13 protein-coding genes and 1 pseudogene are annotated in these 12,378 nt (G+C 34.0%); 7 read left to right on the forward strand and 7 right to left on the reverse strand.

Annotation, left to right across the window (positions count from 1 at the left end):
* Position 1: 1 nt before the first annotated feature.
* Complete coding sequence (locus tag QWZ06_RS22620) at positions 2-1,291, reverse strand: lysine N(6)-hydroxylase/L-ornithine N(5)-oxygenase family protein (RefSeq protein WP_290301225.1); 1,290 nt, start codon at positions 1,289-1,291, stop codon at positions 2-4.
* Between the two features lie 25 nt (positions 1,292-1,316).
* The gene (locus QWZ06_RS22625; protein ID WP_290301226.1) at positions 1,317-2,921 is read right to left on the reverse strand and encodes a GNAT family N-acetyltransferase; all 1,605 of its coding nucleotides are present in this window, start codon (positions 2,919-2,921) and stop codon (positions 1,317-1,319) included.
* Between the two features lie 384 nt (positions 2,922-3,305).
* On the opposite strand from QWZ06_RS22625, the gene QWZ06_RS22630 reads away from it, so the two are divergent.
* The 6 genes from QWZ06_RS22630 (at position 3,306) to QWZ06_RS22655 (ending at position 6,832) form a co-directional block, all read left to right on the forward strand.
* Complete coding sequence (locus QWZ06_RS22630) at positions 3,306-3,770, forward strand: hypothetical protein (RefSeq protein ID WP_290301227.1); 465 nt, start codon at positions 3,306-3,308, stop codon at positions 3,768-3,770.
* Positions 3,771-3,857: 87 nt separating this feature from the next.
* Positions 3,858-4,307 (forward strand): hypothetical protein, encoded by a 450-nt coding sequence (locus QWZ06_RS22635; RefSeq protein WP_290301228.1) that lies wholly within the window; start codon positions 3,858-3,860, stop codon positions 4,305-4,307.
* Complete coding sequence (locus tag QWZ06_RS22640) at positions 4,307-4,804, forward strand: metallophosphoesterase family protein (RefSeq protein WP_290301229.1); 498 nt, start codon at positions 4,307-4,309, stop codon at positions 4,802-4,804. Before QWZ06_RS22635 ends, QWZ06_RS22640 begins: the two co-directional genes overlap by 1 nt.
* A gap of 148 nt (positions 4,805-4,952) precedes the next feature.
* Entirely contained in the window at positions 4,953-5,447 is a 495-nt protein-coding gene (locus tag QWZ06_RS22645; RefSeq protein ID WP_290301230.1) for a Smr/MutS family protein, read from the forward strand.
* Positions 5,448-5,465: 18 nt separating this feature from the next.
* Positions 5,466-6,182: a DUF3822 family protein gene (locus QWZ06_RS22650; protein WP_290301231.1), complete on the forward strand. Its 717-nt coding sequence runs from the start codon at positions 5,466-5,468 to the stop codon at positions 6,180-6,182.
* Positions 6,183-6,259: 77 nt separating this feature from the next.
* Entirely contained in the window at positions 6,260-6,832 is a 573-nt protein-coding gene (locus QWZ06_RS22655; protein ID WP_290301232.1) for an RsmD family RNA methyltransferase, read from the forward strand.
* On the opposite strand, the gene QWZ06_RS22660 is transcribed toward QWZ06_RS22655, so the two are convergent.
* Positions 6,829-7,176: a winged helix-turn-helix transcriptional regulator gene (locus tag QWZ06_RS22660; protein ID WP_290301233.1), complete on the reverse strand. Its 348-nt coding sequence runs from the start codon at positions 7,174-7,176 to the stop codon at positions 6,829-6,831. The genes QWZ06_RS22655 and QWZ06_RS22660 overlap by 4 nt on opposite strands.
* A gap of 84 nt (positions 7,177-7,260) precedes the next feature.
* On the opposite strand from QWZ06_RS22660, the gene QWZ06_RS22665 reads away from it, so the two are divergent.
* Positions 7,261-7,860 (forward strand): NAD(P)H-dependent oxidoreductase, encoded by a 600-nt coding sequence (locus QWZ06_RS22665; protein WP_290301234.1) that lies wholly within the window; start codon positions 7,261-7,263, stop codon positions 7,858-7,860.
* A 253-nt stretch (positions 7,861-8,113) separates the two neighbouring features.
* On the opposite strand, the pseudogene murI reads toward QWZ06_RS22665, so the two are convergent.
* From murI to QWZ06_RS22685, 4 genes and pseudogenes are all read right to left on the reverse strand, one after another.
* Positions 8,114-8,943: pseudogene (murI, locus tag QWZ06_RS22670) on the reverse strand (glutamate racemase).
* A gap of 118 nt (positions 8,944-9,061) precedes the next feature.
* Positions 9,062-10,186, reverse strand: a complete 1,125-nt coding sequence (gene hemW / locus QWZ06_RS22675; protein WP_290301235.1) for a radical SAM family heme chaperone HemW — start codon at positions 10,184-10,186, stop codon at positions 9,062-9,064.
* A 51-nt stretch (positions 10,187-10,237) separates the two neighbouring features.
* Positions 10,238-11,188, reverse strand: coding sequence for a PorP/SprF family type IX secretion system membrane protein (locus QWZ06_RS22680; RefSeq protein ID WP_290301236.1), 951 nt, complete (start codon positions 11,186-11,188; stop codon positions 10,238-10,240).
* A 51-nt stretch (positions 11,189-11,239) separates the two neighbouring features.
* Positions 11,240-12,313 carry an RluA family pseudouridine synthase gene (locus QWZ06_RS22685; RefSeq protein ID WP_290301237.1) on the reverse strand — a complete coding sequence of 358 codons (1,074 nt, stop codon included), beginning with the start codon at positions 12,311-12,313 and terminating at the stop codon, positions 11,240-11,242.
* Positions 12,314-12,378 lie beyond the last annotated feature (65 nt).

Below are 12,378 nucleotides of genomic sequence, written 5' to 3' on the forward strand. Positions count from 1 at the left end.
TTTATATGGTTTCTAATGCTCCGAAATGCTGAAAAGCAATATTTTTTTCTAATGGGTAATATTCGTGTCCTAAAACTTTATTGATAATGGTGGCATTTCGGTAAGGCCCCATTCCAAGATCTGAAGTAATGATCCCTTGTGAATCTACACAACCGTTTTGCATGAATATTTCATTGTCATTTACATCAACGGTGTAGTTTTCTGAAGATAATAATGTCCCATCATGCTGACTTTTATTCAGACGACCTTCAATAGGCTGTAGGAAACGAGGAACTTCATATCGATAGCCTGTTGCCAGAATAAGATAATCAGTATGGAGTGAAAAAGATTTTTCTTCTTCCAGATGCCTCATATTTAAAGTATAGTCTTCATCGTATGACATTTCTTCAAGTAAGCTGTTGGTCAAAATTTTCACAGGAAGAGGCTGTTCCTCTTTCATCTGCTGATGATAAAGTTCATCATAGATCGTACTGATGAGCTCATCATTGATTCCTTTGTAAAGAATATCTTGTTTGTTGATTACTTCTCTTCTTTTCGGCAAAGGAAGCCTGTTGAAGTAGGAAATATAATCCATTGAAGTAAATTCATAAGTGAATTTTGAATTTTCCATTGGGAAAAATCGGTCTGCAGCAGTTACCCAATTTAATTTTAAATCTAATTCTGGTCTGGCAGCAAGAAGATCATAAAATACTTCACCCCCACTTTGCCCTGAACCTAATACAGTAATAGTACTTCCTTTCTTTAAATATTGTTTTCTGTGTAAATATTCTGAAGAATGGAAAATATGCTCTTTAGAGAAACTTTCCGTTATTTTAGGAACATTAGGAATGGAGCCTACTCCTAATACTATTTTATCGGTGAGATAAACTTTCTTTTCACAATTTATAAGATCAATCACTGAAACTTCATAGCATTCATGGGTTTCGTTGTAATCTATTTCTGTAACCGTGTGACTGAAATTCAAACTTTTAATTTGTGAGGCAACCCATTTACAGTAAAGATTATATTCCGTTCTCGTTACATAGAAACTTTCTTTAAAACAGAAACGGAAAATCTTCCCTTTCTCCCTTAAATAGTTAATATAAGTAAAGGGGCTCGTAGGATTTACGATCGTCACCAAATCTGCCAGGAAAGGAACCTGAAGAGTTGTTCTGTCGATCATTAAACCACTATGCCATTCAAATCTTGGTGCTTTGTCAAAAAATATGGTTTTCAGGTTATGTTCTTCAAGAAGAGCCGCAAGACTTAGATTGAATGGCCCTATTCCTATACCAATGATATCATATTTCATAAATTATTTTTTCAGTATTCAAGTATTATGTTGTAATGTTTATTTTCAACACCGAGTTTTTAAATATATCTTCCGTTGTTTCGTAGAATTTTTCACGGCTTAGGAACGTCAGGTTGGATGTTTTATAAGGAAGTGCCAGTGATCTGTTGAATTCACACCCTACTTTAGTAATCAGGTTGTGCGTTCCTTTGTGGGATGCTGATGCCTCACCAATCATTCTTGTAAGTTGTGGGAAAGAGAAGAAATATTCCATACACATGGCCAATGCATTCATTGAAAAGTTTGGAATTTTTTCTTTTGCCGGAGCGATAAGCATGTGAAAGCCATAGTCTCCCGGATTGAAACGGTAATATTTACCTACTTCATCTTTTACTGCCCAATACAGTTCTAAAGTAAAAATAGGATTGCCATTCAAGAGACCGATGTAAGGATGAGAATAGTCAACCCCCATATGCTTGATGTAAGCCTCCTCAAATTCATGCTGATCCACATCCATCTCCCAATACTTTTTAGCATACTCCATATTAGACCACTCATGAAGGAACTCCATATCTGTTTCCGGATTAAAAGCTCTAAGCGTAATTTCTAAAGTACCGTTATTAAAGTATCTTTTATGCAGGATTTCTCCGTAATCAGGTTTTATAAGCTTTTTAGAGTAATGTTTAGGATTAATCAGGAAGTTATGCTGCCTGATATATTCTTTCCAAATATCTTCATTCACACTGTGAGCCTGTTTAAGGAAAAGCCTGGCCTCTATCATTTCATAAATGAAATTCATGGCCTCACCATATATTTCCTTCAAAGAATCTATTTCTGTATCTACGATCTGATAAAGCACTTCTTCTTCAATGGATCCCAAATACGCAAGATGTCTGAGAACCGGATAAAGATTGTAATAGACCACGTGAGTTCTGATGAAGCTCTCTGCCTTTTCATTTCTGATGCCCAATCCACCTGGAATATATTGATCAAAACTTACATTTACCTTATCTGCATTCTGGTGAACAAATGTATGCTCAATATTGCTGTTATAGATTATTCCTTCTTCTATATACTTTCCAACTGCTGTTTTCAGCACTGAATGGGTATATTCTGAAAACCAACGAATAATGGCTCCTTTTTTATCATAATCCGTTTCCAATGCTATATTCTTAGAAATGAATTCCAGAAGGTGATCATTATCGTACCCAAAGAAATTAAAGACTGCCCCTCCTTTAACGGAACCACTGAAAGAATCAGAATCTTCTGCAATGATAAGTCCAGGATCAAAATACTCATCAAATTCCTCAGAAAAATATTTGATATAAGCTTCTTCAGGATTTTCTAATGTTGTATTCCCTCCATAAGCAGTTGAAATAAGAAATCGATAAGCTTCTTCAGCACTGATCTTAACGATTTCGCCCATTCTTTTTTCTCTATATCCTACCTCTTTGCCTATGTAGTGAACTCCGGTAGTAGAAAAATTCTTTACAGGAACAATTAAATAAGAATCCTTACCTGTAATATTAATTCGGATGAATTTACTTTCAGAACAATTGTTCATGAACGTTGACAACTCTTCATCAAACTTTGGTATAAGGTCAAAATAATACCAGTTTTTGTTTTCCAATAAGTACAAACCGACACTCATTATTATCTTTGTTTAGATTAAATAAAAATTAAGACAAATATATACATATTTTTCACCTGGCAAAAGAATTATTTAAAATACCGAAAATGAACAATTTAAAAACATGATTATCAATATATTAAAACAGATAACTCAAATTAATTAATACACCAAAAAGTGAATACGCAAATTTTATCGCTCCCCGTTTTTAATAGCAAAGAGCAATTTATGGTATCTTAAAAAATACAGTTTTAAGAATTAAATAAAAAAACAGCAGAAAAATATAAAATGTCTCAACATGAGATTTTATAGGAATTGTAAGTGTCTGTGGCAAATTTATATTCAATAGAAAGCTTTCGGTCTTCTATTGAAAAGCGTAATTTTGCTTACATTAAAGTTTACAGTATGAAAAAGTCGATTGCCATTTTTATAATGGTATTTTTTGCAACGGGATTTATGAAGAGCCAGGACAGAACCTCAGATCCTTTACTCTTACAAACCTGGAAACTGAATACATTGGATAACTATATTTATACTTATGAAAAACAGAATATCTTTAATGCCAAAAGCCCAGGTTTAAAATTTAGTAAAAACGGTAAAATCATTGGAAATTTAAGCAAATCTGCCAATGGATATGATTCAAAAGAAGATTTCCCGGGCAAAGCCTCAAAAATGGAACGCTATATGGGAAATTGGAAAAAAGTATCCGACACCACCATAGCCATTATGTTTTCTTCAAATAACAGTATGGATGGAACTTTTGTCATTTCAAGGCTTACGGAAAATGGACTAAAACTGAGAAAAGTTTTCAGCGCGGATATCGAAAAGAAATTGGATTCTATACGAAGAACAAAAAATATTTCTTATTAAGGTCCAAAAAGCTTTACCGAAATTATCAGCTTCAATAAAAATAGTTTTAGTAAAGCTTCTTTATATTTGCAATTTAAAACAGTAAAAATGATAATAAACAGACTATTCGCTTTCTTCTTATTGATAGCGAGTTGCAATTTATACTTTTCTCAGGATGTGTCGATTAAAGACGATAAAGTTCTCTTGGATGGAAAACAAATTCTAAAAGCAGAAAAGATCAATCTTACCCAATATTCATTTTTTTCCATGAAAGATGATGAAGAAATATTGATGTACAGATACATGGATAATGAAACCCCGAGATATGTAAACGACGATTACTTTATTCTCAATTTTTTATCAGAAAAGACTAAAGTAGAATCTACTGATTTAGCTAAAATCGCCAATTTTATGAATTCCAAGAAAGGAATGGAAAAACTCGTAAGATGGTTGTTAAAAGAAAGAGTGATCAATCAGTATGGAGACCTTAACCCTGATCGTCTTACCATATTTAAAGAAAAATACGACGAAAATATTACCCAAAGAACACTTAGATAATGACCAAAATTCTTCTTCTCTCGGACTCGCACTCTTATATAGATGACCGCATTCTTGAATATGCATCTCAGGCAGATGAAATCTGGCATTGTGGAGACTTCGGAAGTATGGAAATTATTGAACAACTAGAAAAAATAAAACCTTTAAAAGGTGTTTACGGAAATATAGATAATCCCAAAATTCAATCCGAGTTTCCTGAGGTTAATCGTTTTTTCTGTGAAAAGCTGGAGGTTTTAATGATTCACATTGGTGGCTATCCCGGAAAATATACTCCACTGACCAAAACTGAGATTGCTAAAAAGGCTCCTAAATTATTTATCTCAGGACATTCTCATATTTTAAAGGCTATGTATGACGAAAAAAACAGCCTTTTACACCTGAATCCGGGAGCTTGTGGAAAACAAGGCTGGCATAAAGTGAGAACAATGATGCGTTTTGTGGTAGATGGTGAAGAGATAAAGGATCTTGAAGTGATTGAATTAGGCCCGAGGGTTTAAGAGTTCTAGAATTTGAGCGTTTGAGAATATCAAGGTTAAATAAAATAAAGAAATAGAGGCTCTGGAGATGATTAGCAAGCTCAAGAGTATAAAGAACTGGATAAAGCCTAACAGGTTTAGAGCATGAAAACGAAGTATTATTAAAAAGATGAAAATTGGTGATACAGTATCTGTAGTGGATGAAGATTTAAGCGGAGTGGTAACTTCCGTGAAGGGAAATATTGTATTTTTTAAAGATGAATTTGGTTTCATCCATCAATACTCCAAAGAAAAACTGGTTCCCAAGGATACTGATCTTTATGAAAATATCCGTGTGGTAAAAAAAGCAGAACCTAAAAAAATTATTTCTAAAAAACATCAGAAAAATCATTTGGTTGTAGACCTTCATTTTCATAATTTGGTAAAGAATCCTCATGACTATGACAGCTTTGAAAGATTGTTTATTCAAAAGGAAAAACTGATCGAAGTGATAGAGTTTTGCAGAAAGAACAATCTTAAGAGGTTGGAGATCGTTCACGGAATTGGGGATGGGGTTTTACAGAGAATGGTTCGGGATGTTTTGGAAAGCCAGGTTAATATTGATTTTTATAATAAGGAAATACTTCACCATCAATCGGGTGCGGTAATGGTAGAATTTCACTAAATTTGCAGGAATTGAAATATGAACGTACTTAATTTACTTTTTACCAAAGACGGATTGATCTATCAGATTGTTAAAAACAAAAGCATTCTGGAGGAAAAATCTTATTTTGTGACTGAAGAAACACCAGCCAACCTTATCGAGGAAAAACTGGATGAAGTTCTTATCAAACAGCGTTTTGATGAGATCCAGGTGATTTCTGCCCTAAATCACTTTACATTGATGCCGGAAGGTTTTTCCGATCATGATGCAGGATTTGACCTCATCTCATTCAATGCACCGGCAGATAGAGATAAAGAAGAGCTGATGCTTTCTATTAACAAAAAATTCAACATTCAGTTTTATTATACTTTTCCCAAAAATTACTACAAGAAAATAAAAGAACTGGCGATACCGGTACATTTTAATTTTTCAGGAGAAAAGTTTTTAAGCTCCATCAATAATAAGAATAATAAAGAAATCCATATTAACCTTTATCATAACCAATGTGAGTTTTTCGCTATTGATAATAAGAAAATCATCCTTTACAATAACCTGGATGTAAATTCTGAGGTAGATTTCCTTTATTTCGTTATGTTTACTTTAAGTAAAATTGGTTTCGGAATCAATGAAACTACTTTTTATGCTTACGGGGAAACTACAGAGAACGAAACATTTATTTCCGAGCTTCAGAAGTTTGTAAAAAACCTGAAAATCGTTTTTGACAATATTCCTAATAAGAATTTTATACTTAATTAGGTTATAAGTCGCAGGGAATAAAGCCCAAGCATAATCACCTGCCTCCTGTAATCTACTACCTAAACCCTAACAAAAATATGTTCAGAATAATATCAGGCAAATGGAAAGCCAAAAAAATTGCCGCTCCCAAAAACTTTGACGTAAGACCGACAACGGATTTTGCGAAAGAGGCTTTATTCAGTATTTTGGAAAATAAATACGATATGCAATCAATTTCCGTATTGGATCTTTTTGCAGGAATCGGTTCCATTACACTAGAACTGGCTTCCAGAGGATGCCAGAGTATCACTTCGGTAGAAATGAATCCAAAACATACTGCATTTATCAATTCTACAGCGGCTGAATTAGATATGGCACTTCAGGTTAATGTACAGAGAGGTGATGTATTCGACTGGCTGAAAAAATTCAGAAATAATAAATCTTTTGAAATTGTTTTTTCTGATGCTCCTTTTGAAATGGAAGAAAAAAAATACCATGAATTGATCTCCCTGGTTTTAAACAATAAATACCTGAAAGAAAACGGAGTTCTTATTGTAGAACACCAAAGCCGTATGAAACTTGATCACCCTAACTTGGTAGACACCAGAAAATACGGAAACGTAAGTTTTAGTTTTTTTGATCCGAATAAAGAAGATAATCAAGAACTTTAGTTCTTGATTATTTTTTTTGAATTAATCGGAGATTCTATTCCCCATTGCTTAATTGCTTCCAGAACAGGCAGTAATGTTCTTCCAAAATCAGTTAAGGTATATTCTACCATTAAAGGTGGTTTCTCAGTATATACCTTTCTATCAATAATATTATCTTCCTCCAGCTGTTTAAGCTGAAGACTCAATGTTCTTTCTGTTATAGTTGGGATCTCTTTCCTTAATTCATTATATCTCTTAGCTCCATTAATAAGGTGATGTAAAATTACAGCCTTCCATTTTCCGCCTATAAATCTCATGGTTACACTTGTACAGCAAGGGTAAGATTTGTTATCAATTGTATACATTTTTATACTATCATTTTTAACCGTTATTGCAAAGCTAATAAACTTACATTAATTTTGCAACTATAAAAATGATAGTATAAAATTATGAACTTTTTAGACAAAATGAAAACAAGATATACTGTAAAAAAGTATAACCCACAAGGTAACATCAGCGAAGAGAAAATCTCTCAATTAAAAGAGATTCTAAACCTAAGTCCTTCGTCTATCAACAGCCAGCCATGGAATTTTATCTTTGTAAATCGTGGAGAACTGAAATCACAATTGGCAGAGGTTTCTTTCATCAATAAAGAAAAAGTAATTGACTGCAGTCATCTGATTATTTTCCAAGTTCTTACAAATCCTGAAGATTTTGAAAAACAGATTGAGGAAAATTTACCTGAAGGTGCCGTAAACTATTACAGAACAAGGGTAAAACTAAAAGGAGAAGCATTTGTAAAATCATGGCTAGCGCATCAGGTATATTTATCACTAGGTGTTCTTCTTTCTGCATGTGCAGATATGGGAATTGATTCGACGCCTATGGAAGGAATAGAGCCGGAATTGTATGATGAGATTTTGAAAAATGATAAATATGAGACACTTTTCGCTGTTGCAATAGGTGAGAAACTAGACACTGATGCAAATCAGCCGAAATTCAATCCAAAATCAAGATTAAAACCGGAGAAAATAATTATGGAAGCCTAATTTTGGAATACAAATTCACAAATATCTTCACAAGATATTGGCTCATAGTCTCGCAGATTATACAGATTGAGCAGATTATACCGCACAAGAATCTGCGTAATTCGTGAGATCTGCGAGACAATAATTACAGCATAAAATTTTATCTGCGATAAAATCCTTGCGCCATAAAAACGCAATCTAATACTTTATTAGCGCCTTTGCGTTATCCAACACAAATAAATAAGTCTGCTTCTTTATGAGGCAGACTTTTTATTTATAATACTTTGAGTTCTAAATCGATCGTTTTACCGAAAAATTTCTTGGAGATCTTTTCAAAGTTTTTGGTAAGATCCGAAAGGTAGAAATGGTAATTCGGCTTAGGGTTATTTTCATTCATAAGATTATATTTGTCTAGGATAATCTTCAAATGATTGGCTACAATATTGGGAGAATCAATAACACGGACCCTATTCCCATAATACTGTTTAATCTCATCAATTAACAATGGGTAATGAGTACAGCCCAGAATTAATGTCTCAATATTCTTCAGCTTGCTATTGCTCAGATAATTGTAAATGATAGCATGAGTGATCGGATGGTTTTTAAAACCTTCTTCAATAGCCGGAACCAGTAAAGGAGTAGCCAATTCATCTACCTTGATCCATTTATTATGTTTTCGGATACTCTTTTTATACAATCCCGAATTCACAGTAGCTTTAGTAGCAATGACTCCCACATTATTATGGATTTCATAAGAAACCTTTCTGCCACGGGATTAATAACATCGATGACCGGAACTTTCCCTGCAACTGACTGCATTACTTCATTCAAAGCATTCGCTGTAGCCGTATTACAGGCAATTACAATTGCTTTACAATTTTGTTGAAGCAGAAAATTAGTAATCTTTGTTGAATATTCTATAATCGCTTCTTTTGATTTTTCACCGTAAGGAAGATGCTTGGTATCTCCAAAATAGATAAGGTCTTCATTAGGCAAAAGCCTTTTGATTTCCTTAGCAACAGTAAGACCTCCTACTCCACTATCAAAAATACCGATAGGCTGGCTGGATGAAAGATGCGAATAATCTTGTTTTTTAGTTTTCAAACGAACTGAAATTTTATACAAAATTAATGAATTTACGTTGTATTTACATTGTATTATCTTGTATTTAATACAACATTCTTAAGACGATTCAACTCTCACATTGAATTGGGATGCTGAATTAAACCATAAATAAATCAGAAGCAATTCCGTCTGCCATAAACCAATGTCTTTCCGGGATTTTCAGATGTTCATTTTCAATACTTAAAACCCCTTCTTCTATTTTCTGCTTGATTTCCTTTTGGAAATGCTCCATGAAACGGTTATCAAATTTTTCTTTTAGGCTTTTCAGATCAACTCCCCAAATCGTTCGTAAACCAATCATAATCATTTCATTAAACTGATCTTCCTTGGAAAGAATTTCTTCTTCCTTTGCTAAAAGTTTTGTACTGAGTTTTTTAATGTATTGCTGGTTGTTAGCAATATTCCAGCTTCTTATATCAAATCCGTTGTAAGAATGTGCGGAAGGCCCTATTCCTAAGTATTCCTGATATTTCCAATATGAAGAATTATGTCTTGAATAAAAGCCAGGTTTAGCAAAATTGGAAACTTCATAATGTTCAAAACCATGATCTTTTAAAAAATCTGAGAGATAATAAAATTCTTTGTTTTGTTCTTCTTCTTTCGGACTTTTCACTTTCCCTTTTGCAATCCAACTATCAAGAGCTGTCTTTGGCTCAACAGTTAAGGCATAAGAGGAAATATGAGGTACTTCCAGTGCAATGGTTTTATGTAAGTTTTCTTTCCAGATCTCAAGGTTAGAAGTAGGTGAACCGTAAATCAAGTCTATACTCAGATTTTCAAATCCGAAATCTTGGGCACGTTTAATGGATCCTTCTGCTTCTGAGGCTGTATGTGCACGATTCATCAATTTAAGATCTTCTTCAAAGAAACTTTGCGTCCCAATTGATAAACGGTTGACAGGTGTTCCCGACAACTGCTTTAAGAAATTCTTATCCAGGTCGTCCGGATTGGCTTCCAATGTGATCTCAATATCTTTTTCAAAACTGAAATAGTGCAGCACTTCATCAATTAAAGAATTGATTTCATCCACGGAAAGAATAGAAGGTGTTCCTCCTCCAAAATATAATGATTGTAAACTACGATTCTGCAGTTCATCCTTTCTAAGCTGTATTTCAGTTTTCATGGCATGGAGCATTTCATCTTTAAAATTCAAAGATGTTGAAAAATGAAAATTACAGTAGCTGCACTTTTGCTTACAGAAAGGAATGTGAATATATATCATAAAAAAAGCCCTGAAAAAATTCAGAGCTCAAATTTATTTAAATTAAATTGATTAATATCTATATCCTCGAACATTAATAAAGTTATCGAAATTATAACCAAGTCCGATCATGAAGCTGTTTCCTCCGTATTGCTGAATATCAGACAATCCAAGGTTGTAAGTAGCTCCAATCATAAATTTGTTGAATCTTACTTTAACAATCGGTGCAATTTCCAACTGCTGGCTGTCAAATCTATTCTGAGCAGCTCTATAACTTACCCCAACAGAAAATGCATTGACTTCATTAGAGAATGTAGCCATTAGGTTATAATCCATTACTCTTGTTGAATTGGTGTTCAGGTTGATCATCATCGCAGGAGTCAACATGATATTATCTGCAATATTCCAGTTATATCCTAAGTTTAAGAAAAACTTAATTGGCGAAGGCTCAAACCCGTTTACAATTGGTTTATCGTTACCTAATGCGATATCATTTACTGAAACACCCCCGAAAAGGTTTCTATAGGTAGCGGCTAAACCGAAATTAGCATAAGCCATGAAAATGTTCTCTCCATTACCTCTTATTAATGGATCATTCTGTTCTTCAACATTGATTTTAGAATAATCAAAATTTCTATTATAGAAACTAACACTTGTACCGAATGAGAACTGATCTTTTCTGTCTCCTTCACTACTTAGAGGAATAAAATATGAAGCTCCCGCTGTAACACCACCTGCAGATTCTGCTCCGTTGCTGTCTCTGAATACGGTAAGACCGGCACCTACTCTATCGAAAATGTTAGCATTGATTCCCACTGATTGTACGTTTGGGGATTCGCTGAATTTTGAAAATTGCTTTTGATAAATGGCATTGAGCTGTACGTAGTCTGTTTTACCGTACTGAGCTGGGTTGAACAGGAAGTCACCATCCAAAAGATACTGTTGATAATATGGTAGTGATTCTTGTGCTTTGTATGCATTTGACAAAAGAGCTAAACATACGATAGCATATAGTTTTCTCATAACAAATCTTGATTTCAATTCAACAAATATAAAAAAAATCTCAATATATTTTTAGTTTTCTAAATAAATTCTCCATTTTTTTACAGCATCCTCCATATCTTTGGGCATTGGGCTTTCAAAATATAATTCCTTTTTTGTTGTTGGGTGTATAAATCCTAGGGTATGTGCATGCAATGCATGTCTTGGAAGAATTTCAAAAACATTTTTAATAAACTGTTTATATTTTGGAAGATTCACTCCTCTTAAAGGCGTATGCCCTTCATAACGCTCATCATTGAACAATGTATGGCCTATATGTTTGAAATGTGCCCTGATTTGGTGCGTTCTCCCCGTTTCAAGCTTACATTCTACCCATGTCATATATTTGAATCTTTCTAGGACCTTATAATGGGTCACTGCATGTTTCCCATGGCTTCCGTCTTCGTAAACAGACATCTGCATCCTGTTTTTAGGATGTCTCCCAATATGACCTCTTATCGTTCCTTCTTCATCTTTAGGATTTCCCCATACAAAAGCCCAATATAACCTTTTTGTTGTCCTGTTGAAGAACTGCTTAGCCAGGAAGCTGAGTGCATATTCATTTTTAGCAATGACTAGAAGTCCCGAAGTATCTTTATCAATCCTATGAACAAGTCCTACTCTGTCAAGGTCAGATTTTGAGCCATTTTTTTCAAAATGAAATGCCAGAGCATTGACTAATGTTCCATCCCAGTTTCCGTGTCCCGGATGCACTACCATTCCAGGTTCTTTGTCTACAACGACCAGGTCATCGTCTTCATAAATAATATTCACAGGAATATCCTGCGGAATAATCACATTTTCCCTTGGAGGACGAGTTAGTAATATAGAGATCTGATCTCCAGGTTTCACTCGGTAATTCTGCTTTACTGCAGTACCATTCACTACAACGTTTCCAGCCCTGCAGGTCTGAGAAATTTTATTCCTTGAAGAATTCTGGCGGTGTATTAAAAGAAATTTATCAATTCTTAATGATTCCTGTCCAGGATCAACAGTGATATTAAGATGTTCATATAACCCTTTGTTTTCCTCGTCAATATCGATATTATCAATACTATTGGAATCTAACAATTCTTCGTCTAAAAAATCTTCGTTATCTTCTGACATTGTATTTATTTTTTTACACAAAAGGCTTCAACATTTTGCAGTTGAAGCCTATATTTTTATTATTA

Origin of the sequence: Chryseobacterium tructae, assembly GCF_030409875.1 — a bacterium.
GTDB classification, from domain to species: domain Bacteria; phylum Bacteroidota; class Bacteroidia; order Flavobacteriales; family Weeksellaceae; genus Chryseobacterium; species Chryseobacterium tructae.